Source organism: Agathobaculum sp. Marseille-P7918 (genome assembly GCF_900625105.1).
GTDB lineage: Bacteria > Bacillota > Clostridia > Oscillospirales > Butyricicoccaceae > Agathobaculum.
In genome coordinates, this window is the sequence record NZ_UYYD01000004.1 from 98,886 (window position 1) to 117,387 (window position 18,502).

The 18,502-nt window shown below is 59.5% G+C and carries 16 protein-coding genes; all 16 read left to right on the forward strand.

Annotated features, from left to right (window positions below):
• Window positions 1-2: 2 nt before the first annotated feature.
• The 16 genes from EJL02_RS07975 to EJL02_RS08050 all read left to right on the forward strand — a co-directional run bounded on the left by EJL02_RS07975 (window position 3) and on the right by EJL02_RS08050 (window position 18,496).
• Complete coding sequence (locus tag EJL02_RS07975; RefSeq protein WP_125115883.1) at window positions 3-2,396, forward strand: endonuclease MutS2; 2,394 nt, start codon at window positions 3-5, stop codon at window positions 2,394-2,396.
• A 205-nt stretch (window positions 2,397-2,601) separates the two neighbouring features.
• Complete coding sequence (locus EJL02_RS07980) at window positions 2,602-2,865, forward strand: HPr family phosphocarrier protein (protein ID WP_107632189.1); 264 nt, start codon at window positions 2,602-2,604, stop codon at window positions 2,863-2,865.
• A gap of 85 nt (window positions 2,866-2,950) precedes the next feature.
• Window positions 2,951-4,774 carry an excinuclease ABC subunit UvrC gene (gene uvrC, locus EJL02_RS07985; RefSeq protein WP_125115884.1) on the forward strand — a complete coding sequence of 608 codons (1,824 nt, stop codon included), beginning with the start codon at window positions 2,951-2,953 and terminating at the stop codon, window positions 4,772-4,774.
• Window positions 4,775-4,777: 3 nt separating this feature from the next.
• Complete coding sequence (gene rsmD, locus EJL02_RS07990) at window positions 4,778-5,332, forward strand: 16S rRNA (guanine(966)-N(2))-methyltransferase RsmD (RefSeq protein WP_125115885.1); 555 nt, start codon at window positions 4,778-4,780, stop codon at window positions 5,330-5,332.
• A gap of 1 nt (window position 5,333) precedes the next feature.
• Window positions 5,334-5,819, forward strand: a complete 486-nt coding sequence (coaD, locus tag EJL02_RS07995) for a pantetheine-phosphate adenylyltransferase (RefSeq protein ID WP_125115952.1) — start codon at window positions 5,334-5,336, stop codon at window positions 5,817-5,819.
• 3 nt (window positions 5,820-5,822) lie between these two features.
• The gene (locus EJL02_RS08000; RefSeq protein WP_125115886.1) at window positions 5,823-6,278 is read left to right on the forward strand and encodes a hypothetical protein; all 456 of its coding nucleotides are present in this window, start codon (window positions 5,823-5,825) and stop codon (window positions 6,276-6,278) included.
• 398 nt (window positions 6,279-6,676) lie between these two features.
• Complete coding sequence (gene mraZ, locus EJL02_RS08005) at window positions 6,677-7,105, forward strand: division/cell wall cluster transcriptional repressor MraZ (protein WP_243114429.1); 429 nt, start codon at window positions 6,677-6,679, stop codon at window positions 7,103-7,105.
• 21 nt (window positions 7,106-7,126) lie between these two features.
• Window positions 7,127-8,062, forward strand: coding sequence for a 16S rRNA (cytosine(1402)-N(4))-methyltransferase RsmH (gene rsmH / locus EJL02_RS08010; RefSeq protein WP_125115887.1), 936 nt, complete (start codon window positions 7,127-7,129; stop codon window positions 8,060-8,062).
• Window positions 8,063-8,114: 52 nt separating this feature from the next.
• Window positions 8,115-8,576 (forward strand): hypothetical protein, encoded by a 462-nt coding sequence (locus EJL02_RS08015; protein WP_125115888.1) that lies wholly within the window; start codon window positions 8,115-8,117, stop codon window positions 8,574-8,576.
• A gap of 93 nt (window positions 8,577-8,669) precedes the next feature.
• A complete protein-coding gene (locus tag EJL02_RS08020) occupies window positions 8,670-11,075 on the forward strand; it encodes a penicillin-binding transpeptidase domain-containing protein (RefSeq protein ID WP_125115889.1) in 2,406 nt (801 codons plus the stop codon).
• 10 nt (window positions 11,076-11,085) lie between these two features.
• Complete coding sequence (locus EJL02_RS08025) at window positions 11,086-12,528, forward strand: UDP-N-acetylmuramoyl-L-alanyl-D-glutamate--2,6-diaminopimelate ligase (RefSeq protein WP_125115890.1); 1,443 nt, start codon at window positions 11,086-11,088, stop codon at window positions 12,526-12,528.
• Window positions 12,529-12,578: 50 nt separating this feature from the next.
• Window positions 12,579-13,961: a UDP-N-acetylmuramoyl-tripeptide--D-alanyl-D-alanine ligase gene (locus tag EJL02_RS08030; RefSeq protein WP_125115891.1), complete on the forward strand. Its 1,383-nt coding sequence runs from the start codon at window positions 12,579-12,581 to the stop codon at window positions 13,959-13,961.
• Window positions 13,958-14,959, forward strand: a complete 1,002-nt coding sequence (mraY, locus tag EJL02_RS08035; RefSeq protein ID WP_125115892.1) for a phospho-N-acetylmuramoyl-pentapeptide-transferase — start codon at window positions 13,958-13,960, stop codon at window positions 14,957-14,959. Before EJL02_RS08030 ends, mraY begins: the two co-directional genes overlap by 4 nt.
• Window positions 14,960-14,984: 25 nt before the next feature.
• The gene (locus EJL02_RS08040) at window positions 14,985-16,250 is read left to right on the forward strand and encodes an FtsW/RodA/SpoVE family cell cycle protein (protein ID WP_125115893.1); all 1,266 of its coding nucleotides are present in this window, start codon (window positions 14,985-14,987) and stop codon (window positions 16,248-16,250) included.
• 56 nt (window positions 16,251-16,306) lie between these two features.
• Window positions 16,307-17,443, forward strand: a complete 1,137-nt coding sequence (murG, locus tag EJL02_RS08045; RefSeq protein ID WP_125115894.1) for an undecaprenyldiphospho-muramoylpentapeptide beta-N-acetylglucosaminyltransferase — start codon at window positions 16,307-16,309, stop codon at window positions 17,441-17,443.
• 18 nt (window positions 17,444-17,461) lie between these two features.
• A complete protein-coding gene (locus EJL02_RS08050) occupies window positions 17,462-18,496 on the forward strand; it encodes a cell division protein FtsQ/DivIB (protein ID WP_125115895.1) in 1,035 nt (344 codons plus the stop codon).
• Window positions 18,497-18,502 lie beyond the last annotated feature (6 nt).

The following is an 18,502-nucleotide window of genomic DNA, read 5'->3' on the forward strand; positions in this document are numbered from 1 at the left end:
CGATGAATCGTTTAGGCGAAAAATCCTTAAAAACACTGGAATATTACGAAATTCTCGAGCGGCTTGCGGCACAGGCCGCGTCCGACGCGGCGAAGGAGAAGTGCCGTGCCTTGCGGCCGCTCGACGACCATGAGCAGGCGCAGGTCTGGATGGACCAGACCTCGGACGCGAAAAACCGCATGATCCGGCACGGCAGCCCGTCGTTCGGCGGCATCCGCGAGGTTGGTGCGATTTTGCAGCGCGCCGACCGCGGCGGCACGCTCAACCCGCGTGAACTGCTGGATGTGGCAAGCCTGCTGCAAACCGCACGCCGCGCGCTCGTGTACGACGCGGAGCAGGAGGAAAAGACCGCACTGACGCCGATTTTCGGTCTGCTCACCGGCAACCGGTCGCTCGAGGAAGCGATCACGACCGCGATTCTTTCCGAGGAGGAGATCGCGGACGGCGCCAGCCCCGAGCTGCTGTCCATCCGCCGCGAACTGCGGCGCATTTCGGGCAAGGTGCGCGAAACGCTCAACCGTCTGATTTCGGGCGAGCGGTCCAAATATTTGCAGGAAACCATTATCACCCAGCGAAACGGCCGCTTTGTCGTGCCGGTCAAGGCCGAGCACCGCGGCGATGTGCCCGGTTTGGTGCACGATACCTCGTCCACCGGCGCGACCGTGTTTATCGAGCCGCAGCAGGTGGTCGAGATCAACAACCAGATCAAGGTGCTCGAGGGCCGAGAGGAAGCCGAGATCGAGCGAATTCTCGCGGAATTATCGAATGAGGTCGCAAACTACAAGGGCGCGATCGCGCAGGATTTCGACGCGCTTGTATCGCTCGACTTTGTGTTTGCGCGCGCGAAATTGTCGTTTGAGATGAACGCCGCGGCGCCCGTGCTGGTCGAGGGCAGCGGCCGCTGCCGTCTGCTGCGCGCGCGGCATCCGCTGCTGGACAAGGACAAGGCCGTGCCGATCGACATTGCCATCGGCGGGGACTATGACACGCTGGTCATCACCGGTCCGAACACGGGCGGCAAGACCGTGTCGCTCAAAACGCTGGGGCTATTGTCGCTCATGGCGGCCTCCGGCCTGCACATTCCGGCAAACGAGCAGAGCGAAATCGCGCTGTTTGAGCATGTCTACGCCGATATCGGCGACGAGCAGAGCATCGAGCAGTCGCTGTCCACCTTCTCTGCGCACATGAAGACCATCGTGTCCATCATGGACTGCTGCGGGCAGGGCGATCTGGTGCTGTTCGACGAGTTGGGCGCGGGCACCGATCCGGTCGAGGGCGCGGCGCTTGCCGTCGCGGTCATCGGCTATGCGCGCCAGATGGGCGCATGTGTCGCGGCGACGACCCATTATGCGGAGCTGAAGACCTTTGCGCTCACGACCGACGGCGTCGAGAACGCCTCGTGCGAGTTTAACGTGCAGTCCTTGCAGCCGACTTACCGCCTGCTGACCGGCATTCCGGGCAAGTCCAATGCTTTTGCCATTGCGGCGCGGCTGGGCCTGCAGCCGACCATCATCGAGCGGGCCAAGGAGCAGGTTTCGACCGAGGACGCGCGCTTTGAGGACGTGCTGGCGGAACTTGAGCGCGAGCGCCGCCGCGTCGAACAGATGCGTGACGAAGCGCAGAAAATGCGCTCCGCGGCGCAGTCCGAACGCGATAAGATGCGCGCCGAGCGCGACGCAGCCGAGGAGCGTGCGGACAAGATGCTCGAAAGCGCGCGCAGTCAGGCCGACCGTATCCTCAAGGACGCGCGCATGACGGCCGAGACCGTCTTTGACGAGCTCGAGGACATGAAGAAAAAGGCGCAGAAGAAGGGCGCCGACCAGAATCTCGCCGCGGCCAAGGCCGCGCTGCGCGGTGTCATCACGCAGACCGAGAATGAGCAGCGCCGCGGTATGCAGAAGCGCGTAGTCGAGGCGGACGAGCAGCGCCCGGTCAAAAAGGGCGACCGCGTGCGCCTGCTGAATGTTGGCGGCGTGCTGGCGGATGTGCTGGCGCCCGCGGATAAAAGCGGCAATGTGCAGGTGCAGGCCGGCCCGATGAAGATGACGGTCAAGGAAAACGAGCTGCGGCTCGTCGAGCAGCCCAAGGCCGCGAAAAAGCCCGCGCCGCAGCCGCGGCGGAACGCGCCGGCGCGCGAGCTGAATCTGCGCTCGGCGGCGAGCGAGGTCGATGTGCGCGGCATGAGCGCGGAGGAAGCGCTCTTCGAGGTGGACAATTTTCTGTCCCGCGCGATCATGGCGGGGCTGCCGTCGGTGACCGTCATTCACGGCAAGGGCACGGGCGTGCTGCGAAACGCCGTGCAGCAGCACCTGAGAAGCAACAAACGCGTTAAGAGTGTGCGCAGCGGCGTATACGGCGAGGGCGAACAGGGCGTTACGATCGTGGAACTGCGGTGAAACCGGTTTCGCTATGTGCATGAAAATCTGCATATCCTTTCGCGCAAAACCGGCATACAGGGCAAAATGCCAGATATTTCGGCAGGATGCAGGAAAAATTTCATCAAAAACGCAAAAGCGCCGGGCGCAAAAGAGGCTTGACGAAATCGACAAAAGAGGATAGACTATATATATCGGATTTGAAGAAATAGGAGCGATGCAGATTATGTATTCGAAAGAGGTACAGGTTACCAATCAGGTAGGCTTATATGCCCGTCCCGCAACTTTTTTTATTCAGAAGGCTAATGAGTTCAAGTCGACGATCCTGGTAGAGAAGGAAGAGCGCCGCGTCAACGCCAAGAGCTTGCTCGGCATCCTGTCCCTGGGCATCACCAAGGGCACTACCATCAACCTGATCGCGGACGGCCCGGATGAAGAAGAGGCTGTTTCGGCTCTGGTTGAACTGATCACGTCCAATTTCACCGACTAAGTTATCGCATCCTGAGAAAAAGCGCCGAATTGCTCGGCGCTTTTTTTATCGAAGGATTTGGCAAAGCAAAGGAGGCGGTCCCACCGTGACAAGAGAACAGCTCAAGGAGCGCGTGCGCCGTCTGCCGATGCAGCCGGGCGTGTACCTGCACAAGGACAAGACCGGCAAGGTGATCTATGTCGGCAAGGCAAAGCTGCTGCGCAACCGCGTGTCCAACTATTTTCAGCCGCCCGAGCGGCTGAACGCCAAAACGCGGCAGCTGGTCAGCCATATCGACGATTTCGACATCATTGTCACCGAAAGCGAGTTCGAAGCGCTCGTGCTCGAGAACTCGATGATCAAAAAATACAAGCCCAAGTACAATATCCTTTTGAAGGACGACAAGGGCTATCCCTATATCCGGTTGAACACGGACGCGCCTTATCCGGCGTTCACCGTTGTGTCCCGCCCGGGGCATGACGGCGCGCGCTATTTCGGCCCCTATCCGGGCCGCGTGGCGGCGCGCCGCGCGATCGATACGATCAGCGAAGCACTGCTGCTCAAAACCTGTTCGCGTGTGTTCCCGCGCGATATCGGCAAAGACCGTCCGTGTCTCAACCATCATCTCGGGCGCTGCTGCGCACCCTGTACGGGCAATGTCAGCCCGGCGGAATATCACGCGCTGATCGAGCAGGCGATCGATCTGTTTGAGGGCAACGCCAAAAAGCTCGAAAAAGATCTGACCGAAAAGATGAACGAGGCGGCGGAGGAATTGCAGTTCGAGCGTGCGGCGATGCTGCGCGACCGGCTGCGCGCGGTGCAGAAACTGGGCACGCGCCAGCATGTGGTCGCGGGCGCGTTCGCCGAACTGGATGTGATCGCGTTCGTACAGGGGCAGACGCGCGCCTGCGTGTGCGTGCTGCACTATGCGGGCGGCGCCTTGCAGGACAAGGAATACACCCTGTTCCACCTGACCGAAAGCGACCCGGCCGAGGTGCTGTCCTCGTTTGCTAAGCAGTATTATGCGCAGCGCGGCGCGGTGCCCAAAACCGTGCTGCTTTCGCATGAAATCGAGGAGCAGGACGCCGTAGGCGAGTATCTGTCCTCGATCGCGGAACGCAAGGTCGAACTGGCTGTGCCGCAGCGCGGCGAGCGCCGCGTGCTGACCAGACTCGCGGAAAAAAACGCCCGTGAGGAGATCGAACGGCGCGAAAAACAGTCCGAACGGCGGCATAAATCGCTGGAATTGCTGCAAAACGTCACCGGTATGGCGGCGCTGCCGCTGCGCCTAGAGGCATACGATATTTCCAACTTTGCCGGGCAGGACACGGTCGGTTCGATGGTCGTGTTCGTGGAGGGGCAGCCCAAAAAGAGCGCCTACCGCAAGTTCAAGATCGCCTGTGCCGCCAACGGGCAGGACGACTATGCTTCCATGCGCGAAATGCTCACGCGCCGCGTGCAGCGCTATGTGGATGGGGACGAAAAGTTTGCCCCGCTGCCCAGCGCGTTTTTGATCGACGGCGGTTTGGGACATGTCCGCGTGTGCAAGGAAGTGCTCGACTCATTTGGGCTGCAAACCCCTTGCTTCGGCATGGTCAAGGACGATAAGCACCGCACGCGCGCGCTGGTCGCGCCCGACGGAAGCGAATTCGGCATTTCGGCCACGCCCGCGCTGTTTGCGCTTATCGGGCGCATCCAGGAAGAGGTGCACCGGTTTGCGATCGAGTACAACCGCAAGCTGGGCGGGAAAAAGGTGCGCGGCTCAACGCTGGACAAGATTCCCGGCGTGGGCGACAAGCGCCGCGCCGATCTGCTGCGGCATTTCGGCAGCATTGAGAACATCCGGCAGGCGAGCGAGCAGGAGCTGGCCCGCATCCTGCCGCGCAATGCCGCGCAGGCGGTGTTTGACTATTTCCACAAGGAGGACTGACCCATGCGTGTGGTATCCGGCACGGCAAGAGGCTGCAAATTGCAGCCCGTACCCGGGATGAACACCCGGCCGACGACCGACCGCGTCAAGGAAAATGTGTTCAATCTGATTCAGGATCATGTGCGCGGCGCGCGGGTGCTCGACCTGTTTGCGGGCACGGGACAGCTCGGGATCGAGGCGCTTTCGCGTGGGGCGCAGCACTGTGATTTTGTGGAGCACAACAAAACAGCATACAACATCGTGTGTAAAAATACAGAAACCGCCCGCGTGGCGGACCGTGCCGGCCTGCACCGCGCGGAAGCAGATGCGTTTGTTTCCCATGCGGCAAAGCGGGGGTACGACCTGATTTTCCTCGATCCGCCGTACGGAGGCAGGATTTTGGAAAATGCATTATTACAGATAGAAACGTTTGACATTCTGTCTACAAATGGTATAATAATATGCGAAAGTGCAGTAGAGGATCGATTCGCGCATGGGTTTGAGACCCTTCGTGAGCGCCGCTATGGCGCAACTTTGATTACCGTTCTGCGTCTGCGGGACGGCGGAACGGATGAATAACATGAGAACTGCGATCTATCCGGGCAGCTTTGACCCGGTCACTTTGGGCCACTTGGATATCATCCGCCGTGCGTCGGTCATGTTTGACCGGCTGATTGTGGCGGTGATGCATAATCAGAACAAACAGCCGATGTTTTCGGTGGAGGAGCGCATGGAGTTCCTCCGACGGACAACGGCCGGCCTTCCGAATGTTGAGATTGCTTCCTTCGGCGGCTTGCTGGCGGATTACGCCAAGCAGCAGGGAGCGTGCGCGGTGGTCAAGGGCTTGCGCGCAGTTTCGGATTTTGAATATGAGTTTCAGATGGCGCTGGCCAATCGGAAGCTGAACCCGGATCTGGATACGGTTTTCCTGATGACGAGCGCGGAATATATGTACCTGTCCTCCTCGGTGGTGAAGGACATCGCGGTACACGGCGGCAGTGTCGCCGGCTTTGTCCCAGACGGGATCATGCAGGATATTGTGCGCCGCACAAGAAAGGAAGGCTAAACGATGGCAACTTTGGACGAACTGATCAACAGCATGTACGATATGGTGCAGGACGCTAAGGGAATCCCGCTGGCGGGTGAGAAGTGCATTATCGAACGTGACCATCTGCTCGATCTGCTCGATGAGCTGCGCGCGACGCTGCCGAATGATTTGCAGGCCGCGCAGGATATCGTAGCCAAACGCAGCGAGATGCTCGCTTCCGGCAAACGTGAGGCGGAAGCGATCCGCCGTCAGGCGGAGGAAGACGCCCGCCAGATGGTTTCGGAAACCGAAATCGTGGTCGCGGCACGCCGCAAGGCCAAGGAAGTGCAGGGCAACGCGGAAATTCAGGCGCGTGAGCTGCGCCGCGTGGCCAACGAGTACTGCGAAGATACGCTCAAGCGGACCGAGGAAGCGGTGGCGCTTTCGCTGGAGGAAGTGCGCAAGGCACGCCAGCGGTTCAAGAGCGTGGCAAAATGATGGAACTGAAAAAACAGCTGCCGTTTGGGCAGCTGTTTTTTTTATGGGGAGACGGTCGCGCTCGTCCGGCACCCTCGGTGAAAGGTGTTTCCCACTTTGTCCCACACAGGGCGTGAGCGGCGCGGCCGCCTGCCACCAAACAGGAAGAATGCCTGCGTGAGGGTGGAGAACTGGTGGGAATTTCCCCCACTGGCGGGGCTTGGCAGGGAAAAACGAAAACTATCGAACAAGTGTTTGAAAATTGCAAAAACCGTCGAAATCACGAATATCTGGCTAGAATCTTCTGCAAAATAATGCGAAAAAAATCTTGCAATCCACCATGCGTCCAGCTATAATGGAAACAAGGTGGTGAGAAGTGGGGCAAAGTGTCACAGATTCCACCAAAGCGAAAGTGTGGTGTGAATCTGGTGAAGGGCGAATACAAGCATTCCGTTGACGCAAAGGGACGGCTGGCAATGCCGGCCAAACTGCGTGAGGAGCTGGGAGAGCGCTTCACCGTCACCAAGGGCCTGGATGGATGCCTTGCGGTTTATCCCGAAAAAGAGTGGGAAGCCTTGGAAGATCGCATCCGCAGTCTGGGCAATGGGGAAAAGGCACGCCGCGTTAAGCGGTATTATTTTGCCAATGCGTTTGATGCGCAGCTCGATGCGCAGGGACGAATCCTCATCCCCGCAAATCTGCGTGAGTTTGCCGACCTGCAAAAGGATGTTGTGGTCATCGGCCAGCTGGATCACGCGGAAATTTGGAACAGTGAAAAGTGGCGCGTTTACAACGAGGCAATTGATGCCGAGAGCGTTGCCGCTGACGTGGAAGATATGGATTTCTAATGGGACAGGCAGGAGGAGAGTATGGAATTTCATCACGTATCCATTCTGCTTGAACCGTGCCTGGAGGCGCTTCAGATCAAACCGGACGGCGTATATGTCGATGCGACGACCGGCGGCGCCGGACATTCGCTCCGCATTGCGGAGCGTTTGCATGATACCGGCCGTTTGATCTGCATCGACCGGGATGACGAGGCGCTGGAAAATGCCAAAGTCCGGCTGCATGATGTGTGGCAGCGCGTGACGACGGTCAAGAGCGATTTCCGGGAGATCGACCATGTGCTGGAGTCGCTGGGTTTGCCGGGTGCGGACGGCATTTTGTTCGATCTGGGCGTTTCTTCGCCGCAGCTCGACCATGCGGAACGCGGCTTTTCCTACATGCACGACGCGCCGCTCGACATGCGGATGGACCGGACGCAAAAGCTCACCGCGTACGAGGTGGTCAACGAGTGGAGCCGGGACGAGATCCGGCGGATTTTGTTCGAGTACGGCGAGGAACGGTACGCACCGCTCATTGCCGCGGCGATCGAACGGGAGCGCGCGAAAAAGCCGATCGAGACCACGCTCGAGCTGGTCGATGTGATCAAAGGCGCGATGCCGGGCAAGGCAAAACGGGAAAAACAGCATCCTGCAAAGCGCAGCTTTCAGGCGATTCGGATTGCGGTAAACGATGAGCTTGGCGCGGTGCGGGAAGCGATGGACAAAGCGATTGATTGCCTCAATCCGGGCGGACGGCTTGCGGTGATCACATTCCACAGTTTGGAAGACCGTATTGTCAAGGCAGCATTCCAACAGGCGGCGCAGGGGTGCACCTGCCCGAAAGAATTTCCGGTTTGTGTGTGCGGTAAAAAACCGAAGGTGCGGCTGACTCCGCGTAAGCCGATCCTTCCGGATGAAAAAGAGATCGGGGAGAATCCAAGAGCCCGCAGCGCGAAGCTGCGTGTTTGCGAAAAGATATGAACAGCAACCGCAGGAGAAAGGAAATGCAATGATGACTGCCAGCAGGGAAAGCGTGGCCTACAAACAATATGAAGAGCGTTTTCCGGTGAAACAGGAGCAGAAGCGTGATTTGCGCGTAGCGCCCACACCGCGCCGCCGCAAGAAAGCACGCGTCAGACCCAGCCTGTTCGGCTGCATTGCGGTTGTCGTGATTGCTGCGGTGTATATCCTGTTTTGTCAGATGCAGCTGACGCAGCTCAGCGCCGAGGTCGGCGAGCAGAACGACTTGCTCAGCGAGCTGACGGCGGAAAATGTTTCGCTGACGACCAAGCAGATGAACAGCATGAATCTGGACGAGGTAGAGGATTACGCGGTCAATACGCTCGGCATGGTCAAGATGGACAATTCCCAGATCGAATACGTCGAGCTGACCAATCCGGATACGGTGACGGTCGCGGACAGCGGTGTCTCGCTCGGTTCTCTGTTTGCCGGTCTGGCACACAGCTTTTCGGCAATTGTGGAATATATCCGGTAAGGAAATGAATAGGATGCGTACAGGGGAGTGAGAGGTGGAAACTTCTGACTCCTTACGCTTTTTTTATCGAAATTATGGAGGCATGGAATACACATGGCAGCAAAGGGACCGAACAATCAAATGCGCGCACGAATCGGCATGATGACGCTGGCTTTTGTGGTGCTTGGCTTTGGATTGGTTGGCGTTCGCCTGCTGTATATGCAGGTGTTCCACTATGATTTTTACAGCCAGCAGGCCGCGTCGCTGCAAACGCGCGATACCTTTATTACCCCCAACCGCGGTAAGATCTATGACGCCAACATGCAGGTTTTGGCGGAATCGGCAGAGGTAGAGCGCATTGTCATTTCGCCCAAGGGCGTGGTGGATGAGGCCAAGGTGAACAAAGGCATCTCCGCGCAGGCACAGCAGCAGACGCTGGCGCAGATTCTGGCCGATGAGCTGAGCTTGGATTATGACACGGTGCTGGCGAAAGTCCAGAAAACCAATTCCGAGTACGAGATCATCGCGCAGAAAGTCGATAAGGACGTTTCCAAGGAGCTGTACGCCAAGCTGGATGAGGCAGGCTGCACGGGCGTGTATTCCGAGCCGGATACCAAACGGTATTATCAGCAGGGCTCGTTCCTGTCCGCGGTGCTCGGCTATGTGGATAACGACAACAACGGCGCATATGGTCTGGAAGCACAGTACAACGATGTGCTTTCCGGCACGGCGGGACGTATTGTCCGCGTGCAAAATGCGCAGAATCAGGATATGACGCCGGAGACCGAACAGTATATCCCCGCGCAGGACGGCGATTCGCTGGTGCTGACCATCGACAGCGACATCCAGAACTTTTTGGAAAAGCATCTGGAAACTGCGCTGGCAGATAACCCGCAGGCGCGCGACGGCGTTTCCGGCATCGTGATGAACGTCAAGACCGGCGAAGTGCTGGCGATGGCGTCGCTGCCGGACTATGATCCGAACAGCTCGTACACCATTACGGATGAGCGCTATATCGAGGAACTCAAAACCAATGTACAGGCCGCGCTGGCGGAGGCCGGCGTCACGGCCGAGATCAGCGATAAATATTACCAGGAAGGCGGCCTCGCCAACCTGCCGGAGAGCGTGCAGCAAAACGAGGAACTGGTCGATAAATTGACACAAATCCGGTCGCAGCAGCTGTATAAAATGTGGTATAATCCGGTAGTCAGCGACACATACGAGCCGGGCTCTACGTTCAAGCTGATGACGGTTGCAACGGCGTATGAACTGGGGCTGACCAGTGAACAGGACACATATTATTGTGGCGGTTCGCTGATGGTCGGCGACTGGTCGCAGCCGATCCGGTGCTCGAACACCAGCGGCCATGGCACGCAGACGCTGACTGAGGCGCTGATGAATTCCTGCAACGTGGCCATGATGCAGATCGCGGCTAAGACCGGCATGGATCGTTTTTATGAATTTTACAAGGCGTTCGGCCTGACCGAGAAAACCGGCATCGATCTGCCGAATGAGAGCTCGGGCATTTTCTTCGATCTGAATGATACCAGCGCGTGGAATGAGGTTTCGCTGGCAGTTGCATCGTTCGGCCAGCGCTTTAAGGTCACGCCGCTGCAGGAGCTGAACATGGTCTGCGCAATCGTGGACGACGGCAAGCTCAAGCAGCCGTATGTGGTCAAGGAGGTTCTCGGTTCGGACGGTTCGGTCAAATCGACAACCGAGACCAACGTGATCCGCCAGGTGATCTCGGAGGAGACCTCGGCGTACATGCGCGAGGCGATGGAAGCGGTCGTATCGGGCGGCACCGGTAAAAATGCTTATGTATCCGGTTATCGGATCGGCGGCAAGACCGCGACTTCGGAGATCCTGCCCGAATACGATGACGAGGGCAAGGTCATCGACACAGAAGACCGCTATACCGCATCCTTTATCGGCGTGGCGCCGATGGACGACCCGCAGATCGCAGTGCTCGTTTCCATCAACGACCTGCCGGAGTCCGCACCCCACGGCGGCGGTGCGATCGCCGCACCGGTGGTCGGCCGCATCATGGAGGATGTGCTGCCGTACATCGGCGTAACGCCGGTTTACTCGGATGAGGAAAACGACCGCCGCGAACTGACCGTTCCGAGCGTGATCGGCTCGACCGAGGAACAGGCGGCGGCAACGCTGGCACAGGCGGGCTTTGAATACCGCGTGGTGGGCGACGGCGATACGGTCACCGATCAGGTGCCGTCGAGCGGCGTGCGCATCCCGGCAAGCGGCAAGGTCATCCTGTATATGGGTGAGAGCAAACCGACCGAACAAATCTCCGTACCCGACCTTACGGGCTTGACACCGGATGAATGTCGTAGTACATTGGAAGAATATGGGCTGTATTTGAAACAGAAGGGCGTTGCGTCCTCGCAGGTCACGGGCAGCACAACCGCAAGCAAGCAAAGCCCGGCGGCCGGCACAAAGGTGAATATCGGCGCGGTGGTAACGGTAGAGTTCTCGGATACCACAAACGTCAACGACCGATAGGAGGAGAAACATGAAATTACAGGAACTGTTCCGCGGGGTTGCGGTGAAAAGCAGCACGGCGGCGGACGATCTGGAGATCCGCGAGGTGCGGTACGATTCGCGTGCCGTGCAGGCGGGCGACCTGTTCGTCGCGATCCGCGGCTTTGCAACCGACGGACATCAGTATATCGGCAAAGCGCTCGAGCAGGGCGCGGCGGCAATCGTCTGTGAGGAAGCGCCCGAGGGCGCGCCGGCGGTCGTGGTGGAAAACGCCCGTCAGGCACTCGCGGAGATCGCGGCCAACCGGTTCGGCCATCCGGCAGACAGCATGGTCATGCTGGGCGTGACCGGCACCAACGGCAAAACGACGACGACCTATCTGGTCAAACATATGCTCGAGCAGGCGGGGCACAAGGTCGGCCTGATCGGCACCAATCAGAACCTGATCGGCGACGAGGTGATCGAAACCGAGCGCACCACGCCCGAAAGCTACGAGCTGCACGCGCTGTTCGCGCGTATGCGCGACGCGGGCTGCACCCATGTCATCATGGAAGTATCCTCGCATTCGCTCGTGCTCGACCGTGTGCACGGCATCCGCTTTGCGGTCGGCGCGTTCACCAACCTGACGCAGGACCATCTGGACTTCCACAAGACCATGGAGGGATACCGCAAGGCAAAGGCGATCCTGTTCACCATCAGCGACAAGGGCGTCATCAATCTGGATGACGATGCAGCGCAGGCCATGCTGGCCGACGCCAAGTGCCCGTGCCTGACTTTCTCGTGCGAGAAGGATGCCGCCGACCTGACGGCGAAGAACATCCGTCTGCACGCGGACGGCGTGGAGTTTGTTGCGACCACCAAGGGCGATCTGGCGCGCGTCAAGCTGCCGATCCCCGGACATTTCTCGGTGGAAAACGCGCTGGCAGCGCTGGGTATCGTGCTGCAGGTCGGTATGCCGCTGGCGGACGCGGCGCACGCGCTTGCTACCGCGACCGGCGTCAAGGGCCGCGTCGAGGTCGTGCCGACCGACACGGATTATACCGTGCTGATCGACTACGCACACACGCCGGACGGTGTGGAAAACGTGCTGCGCGCGGTGCGCGGGTTTGCCAAGGGGCGCGTGATCGCGCTGTTTGGCTGCGGCGGCGACCGTGACCGCACCAAGCGTCCCAAGATGGGCAAGATCGCGGCGGATCTGGCGGATTTCTGCGTGGTGACAAGCGATAACCCGCGCACGGAAGATCCAAAGGCGATCATCGACGATATCCTCGAAGGCATGCAGGGCACCAAGACTCCGATGCAGGTGATCGTGGACCGCCCGGAAGCGATCCACTGGGCGCTGGCGCATGCGAAAAAGGATGACGTGATTGTGCTGATGGGCAAGGGACACGAAACCTATCAGGAAGTCAACCATGTCAAGCATCATATGGACGAACGCGAAATCGTCGCGTCGTTCTTCAGCAAAAAAGGATAAGGAAAAGCGCAGCGGATGCGCAAATTCACAACAATGGGGGAAAAGAGTGCATGGAACAATTTACGCTGGCGCAGGCAGCGGAATGGACCGGAGGAGAAGCGGCTGGGGACGCGGTTTTGACCGCGGTTTCAACCGATTCCCGGGTTATCCCGCCTGATGCGCTGTTCCTGCCGATCAAGGGCGAGCGGTTTGACGGGCATGATTTCATCGGCAAGGCGATCGAGAACGGGGCGTCTGCCGTGATGTCGCACCGCGAACACGAGGAATATCCGGTGCCGGCGCTGTATGTGGAAAACACCTCGCAGGCGCTGCTCGATCTGGCGGGCGGCTACCGGCGGCTGTGCGGCGGCAAGGTGGTCGGCGTGACCGGCTCGGTCGGCAAGACCACGACCAAGGAACTGCTGTACGCGGTGCTGTCGCAGGGCCTGCGCGCCCAGAAAACCGAAGGCAATCTGAATAATGAGATCGGCCTGCCGCTGACTCTGTTCCGCATGACGCGGGACACCGAAGTCATGGTGGCCGAGATGGGTATGAACCACTTTGGCGAGCTGTCGCGCATGACCGCGGCGGCGCAGCCGGATATCGCGGTCATCACCAACATCGGCACCTCGCATATCGAATTTCTCGGTTCGCGCGAGGGCATCTGCAAGGCAAAACTAGAAATTCTGGAAGGTTTGCAGCCGGACGGCTGCGCCGTTTTCTGCGGCGATGAACCGCTGCTGTGGGACAAACGGGAGCAGCTTGGCTGCCGGGTGGTCACCTATGGTGTGGAAAATTCCGCATGCGATCTGACCGCATGCTTGCATAAAGACGGTACATTTGATATTATAAACAACAATCTGCCCGATGTGGCGCTGCCGTGCGGCGAACGCTTCGCCGCAAAGCTTGCGATCCCGGGCGCACACAATGTGCTCAACGCGCTGGCGGCGGCCGCGGTTGGTTTGCTGCTGGGCGAGACGCCTGCGCAGATCGCCGAGGGCCTTGCGTCCTACGAGGCGAGCGGCATGCGGCAGAATATCTATGAGCAGAACGGCTTCCATATTTATGCCGACTGCTACAACGCCAGCCCGGACGCGATGGAAGCAACACTGGCCGTGCTGGGCGGTATGGCGCCGGAAGGACGCCGCTTTGCCGTGCTCGGTTCGATGCTGGAGCTGGGCGATTATGCGGAGGAAGGCCACCGCAGGGCGGGCCGCGCAGCGGCCAAGCATGCGGATGCGCTGTATGCCTACGGACCGGATGCGCAGGCGATGGTCGCGGGCGCAAAGGAAAATGGAATGGAGCGGGCGTTCGCGTTCGAGGATCAGGCCGCGTTGGTCGCGGCGCTGCGGCAGGATGCCGCCAAGGGTGACGCGCTGCTGTTCAAGGGCAGCCGCGGCATGCGGATGGAACGCGCGCTTGCGATGTTCTTAGGGGAGGACGTGGAAGAATGACACCAGCAAATCTTTATACGGCACTGGTTGCCTGTGCGGTTGCGTTTGTGCTGACCGCGGCGATCGGTCCGGCTGTGATCCGTTATCTTCGTAAAATGAAGTTCGGCCAGAAGATCCTGGAGATCGGGCCGAAATGGCATATGAACAAACAGAATATCCCGACGATGGGCGGTTTTATGTTCATCATCGGCATCGCCGTTGCGGTGGCCGCGGGCAACAGCTTTGCGGGCCATATCTGCGTTTCTTCGCTGGCGGTGCTCGGTCTGGCCGTGGCATATGGTGCGGTCGGCATGGTGGATGACTATGCCAAGATCCGCAAAAAGGAAAACGCGGGCCTGACACCCAAGCAGAAGCTGGTGCTGCAGATCCTTGTGGCGGGCGCATTCATTCTTGTGCTCTTCCTCGGGTCGGACAGCGCGCCGCGCCTCTGGATCCCGTTTACCGATATTACGTTTGTCTGGCCGTGGCCGCTGTACATCATCTTTGCGGCGTTTGTCATCGTCGGCGCGGATAATGCGGTCAACCTGACCGACGGCATCGACGGTCTGGCGGCCGGCGTGACGCTGCCGGTTGCGGTGTTTTTTGTGTTCGTCGGCATCGCGCGCGGTGACGCGGGCGTTGTGATCTTCGCGGCGGCGCTGGCCGGCGGTCTGGCGGCGTTCCTGATCTATAACTTCAATCCCGCCAAGGTGTTTATGGGCGACACTGGTTCGCTCTTCCTCGGCGGCGCGGTAGCAGGTCTGGCATTTGCGTGCGATATGCCGCTGATCCTGCTTCTCGTCGGTTTGATTTACATCATTGAAACCCTGTCGGTCATTTTGCAGGTGACCTATTTCAAGGCCACCCATGGCAAGCGCCTGTTTAAAATGGCCCCGATCCATCATCACTTTGAAATGTGCGGCTGGGGCGAGAAAAAAATCGTGCTGACCTTCTCGGGCATCACGATTGTGCTCTGCCTGCTGGCTTACTTTGTGGCACTGGCTCCGGTGCTGTCCTAATTCTGAACCCTTCGGAGGTGTCCTCATGGCTTCGACAACCAGACAGGCGCGTTCGCCGCGCCGACCGGATCCACGACGGCGGATCGATACGACCCGTCCGGCGCTTCGGCCGGATCGTGCGCCCGTACCGCGCGATGCCGCGGTGATGCATGCACATGCAGCCCCTCCGGCGCGTACGCGCACCCGGTCGCGGGTGCGTGCCCATGCATGGGATATGGGTGTGTTCAGCACGGTATTGCTGCTGCTGGTCATCGGCCTGATCGCACTGTTTTCCGCCAGTTATTCCAATGCGCTGTTTTATCAGGGTAGCGCGACTTACTTTATCTCCCGTCAGGGGATCAATGCGGCGGCAGGCGTCGTCGCGATGATCGTTATTTCCAAAATCAGTTATAAGGTATATGCGCGGTTTTATAAGGAACTGATGTGGCTGTCGCTCATCCTGCTGGTGCTGGTTATCACACCGCTGGGCACGGCTTCCAAAGGTGCGCAGCGCTGGCTGTTCGGCTTCCAGCCGTCCGAGCTGGCCAAGATCACGGTTATCGTTTGCTTTTCCTATTGGATCGCGCGCGACACCAAGGGCATCCGCAGCTTCAAGGGCCTGATCAAGCCGTATGGCTTTTTGCTGGTTGCTTACATCGTGCTGCTGTTCCTGGAACCGCACACTTCGGCCATGATGATCATCTGTGGTCTGGGTGTCGTCATTCTGGTGGCCGGCGGCATGCGCCTGTGGTATTTCGGGCCGATCCTGGTGGCCGGCGCGGGCATCCTGACCGCGTTCTATTTTGCTTTTGAGCATGTGCAGGAGCGCTTTTCGGTTTGGCTCGATCCGTTTTCCAATATGCGCGGCGAGGGCTGGCAAGGCGCGATGAGCCAGATTGCCATCGGCTCGGGCGGCCTGTTTGGCCGCGGTCTGGGCAAGGGCATGCAGAAGCATCTGTACCTGCCCGAACCGCAGAACGACTTCATTTTCTCCTCGTGGTGCGAGGAGATGGGCCTGATCGGCGCGCTGCTCGTGCTGCTGCTGTTTGCTTATTTGATCTTCCGCGGATTCCGCATCGCGCGCGCGGCGCCGGATAAGTTCAGCTGCCTGATGGCAACCGGCATCACGGCAAAGCTGGCGATCCAGACCCTGATGAACCTGTTCGTTATCACGGGCATCATCCCGGTCACCGGCGCGAGCCTGCCGTTTTTCAGCTACGGCGGCACGGCGCTGCTCATGCAGATGGGTGAAATGGGCATACTGCTCAATATTTCCAGATACGCGCGAATCGAAACGCGCGCGGAAGAGTAAAGGGGAAGCCGGCCTGTGTAGCAACGGGCGGCTGAGACAAAGAAGGGGGAACTCACTTGAGACTGTATATCACCGGCGGCGGTACGGGCGGCCATGTGACGCCCGGGCTGGCGATTGCACGTTATTTTGAACACAAGCATCCGGATACGGTCGTGCGTTTTGCCGGCTCCAAGCGCGGCATCGAGAACAAGTTGGTGCCGCGGGAAGGATATCCGCTGGACGCAATCGAGATCATCGGCATGTCGCGTTCGCTCAGCCCGAAGGGGCTGGCGCACAATGTAAAAGCGGCAAAGTTGGCGGTTTCGGCGGTCAGCACGGCGAAAAAGCTGCTGCGGCAGGCGCGGCCGGACTGCGTCATCGGCTGCGGCGGTTATGCTTCGTTTGCTGTGGTGCGGGCGGCGCAGCAGATGGGAATTCCCACGGTGCTGCTCGAAGTCAACGCCCTGCCCGGCAAAGTGACCAAGATGCTGGCGAAAAAGGCGGACCGTGTGCTGGTCTGCTTTGAACAGGCCAAAGAGATCCTCGGCGGGGGCGACAAGGTCGTGCTGACCGGTGCGCCTGTGCGCGGGGAAATCCTTGCGGCGGACCGCGAAAAGGCGCGCGCCCGCTTTGGGCTGGGCGAGAACGACCAGCTGGTCGTGTCCTTCTGGGGCTCGATGGGCGCCAAGTATATGAATGAGCATATGGCGGGCACGATTGCGCTCGAGTGCAAGAACAACGTGCCGTATCATCATGTGCATGCCACGGGCGCGGCGGCGCGCGATTGGCTGCCGCAGATGGCCAAGGAACAGGGCGCGGATCTGGCCGCGCACCCGAATATCCAAGTGACCGAATATATTTATGATATGGCCGACCGCATGGCCGCGGCCGATCTGGTGGTTTGCCGCGCGGGCGCGGCGACGCTGGGCGAGCTGTGTATGCTGGGACGGCCCGCGCTTCTGGTGCCGTCGCCGTATGTGGCGGAAAACCATCAGGAGAAAAACGCCCGTGCGCTGGAAAAAGCCGGCGGCTGCCGCGTCCTGCTGGAAAAGGACGCGTCTCCGCGCAAGCTGTATGACGAGATCCAGACCATGCTCGCCGATCCGGCGGCGCTGCGGCAGATGGGGCACGACGCCACTAGCCTTGCCGCGCATGACGCGAGCGAGAAGATCTACCGTGAGATCCTTTGGGCGATCGAGCATCACGGAAAATAACAACAAAGGGGCGTTGACATGAGACGCAGAAAGCGAAGACAGAAAACGCCCGAGCAGATGCGCCGGCGCGCAAGCCGCCGGCAGCGCTTTTTTCATGCTGTGGGTCGGGTGGTGTTCCTCCTTGTGCTGTTGGCCGCCGCGACATTGGCGCTGACGGTTTTCTTCAAAGTGGATACCATCACCGTGGAGGGCGCGATGAAATACCGCGCGGAAGAGATCGTTGCGGGGATGGACGTCAAGCAAGGGGACAACCTGTATCTTTGGAATAAGGTAAAGGTGTCGGATGCGCTGCTCGAACGGTTCCCGTATCTGGAAACCGTGCAGATCCGGCGGCATTTGCCCAACGCGCTGGTGGTCACCGTGACCGAATGCACCGCGGCGGTCGCCGTGCCGTCGGACGGCGGCTATCTTTATCTCAGCGAACAAGGCAAGGTGCTCGAGCAGAGCGCACAGAACAACGGCCTTCCGGTCGTGGTCGGTATGACGCTGTCCGGCATGCTGCCCGGACAGATGCTTTCGGCAGACGCGAGCGATGAAGTGCAAGCGCTGCTGACTATTTTACAGACCATGGACGCTGCCGAAATGCTGGACGGCCTTTCGTTTATCAATCTGTCCGATCTGCACGATATCCGCATCGGCTATCAGAATCGGTTTGATATCCAAATCGGTACGATCGATGATCTGGCGTATCATCTGCGCTTTGCGCAGACCGTGATCGAGGAGCGTCTGTCGCCGTCGGATATCGGACGGCTGTATTGGGATGACCAGAACCGTCTGCACTATGTGCCGGATACCGCGGAAAACGTGGCGAAATCCGGTATGGATGCAACAGCGGCTGCGGCGGCGGAGTCCGCCTCGGGCGATGCTGCGCAGAAGACGGATGGAACGGATGCACAGGATACGGAAACACCGGATTCGGACGGGACGGACGCACAGAGTGCGGAGTCGTCCGGCGAAATCAGTGAGGACGGATCGGGTGCAGAGGACCAGACCGGAGCAGAGGAGGATCAGACCGATACGGAAGACACAGACTGGGATACAACAGAGGAATAAGGAAAA

Coding starts and splice junctions, on each gene's coding strand:
- EJL02_RS07975 (WP_125115883.1), top strand. CDS start 3: ATGAATCGTTTAGGCGAAAAATCCTTAAAAACACTGGAATATTACGAA.
- EJL02_RS07980 (WP_107632189.1), top strand. CDS start 2,602: ATGTATTCGAAAGAGGTACAGGTTACCAATCAGGTAGGCTTATATGCC.
- rsmD (WP_125115885.1), top strand. CDS start 4,778: ATGCGTGTGGTATCCGGCACGGCAAGAGGCTGCAAATTGCAGCCCGTA.
- coaD (WP_125115952.1), top strand. CDS start 5,334: ATGAGAACTGCGATCTATCCGGGCAGCTTTGACCCGGTCACTTTGGGC.
- EJL02_RS08000 (WP_125115886.1), top strand. CDS start 5,823: ATGGCAACTTTGGACGAACTGATCAACAGCATGTACGATATGGTGCAG.
- rsmH (WP_125115887.1), top strand. CDS start 7,127: ATGGAATTTCATCACGTATCCATTCTGCTTGAACCGTGCCTGGAGGCG.
- EJL02_RS08020 (WP_125115889.1), top strand. CDS start 8,670: ATGGCAGCAAAGGGACCGAACAATCAAATGCGCGCACGAATCGGCATG.
- EJL02_RS08025 (WP_125115890.1), top strand. CDS start 11,086: ATGAAATTACAGGAACTGTTCCGCGGGGTTGCGGTGAAAAGCAGCACG.
- EJL02_RS08030 (WP_125115891.1), top strand. CDS start 12,579: ATGGAACAATTTACGCTGGCGCAGGCAGCGGAATGGACCGGAGGAGAA.
- mraY (WP_125115892.1), top strand. CDS start 13,958: ATGACACCAGCAAATCTTTATACGGCACTGGTTGCCTGTGCGGTTGCG.
- EJL02_RS08040 (WP_125115893.1), top strand. CDS start 14,985: ATGGCTTCGACAACCAGACAGGCGCGTTCGCCGCGCCGACCGGATCCA.
- EJL02_RS08050 (WP_125115895.1), top strand. CDS start 17,462: ATGAGACGCAGAAAGCGAAGACAGAAAACGCCCGAGCAGATGCGCCGG.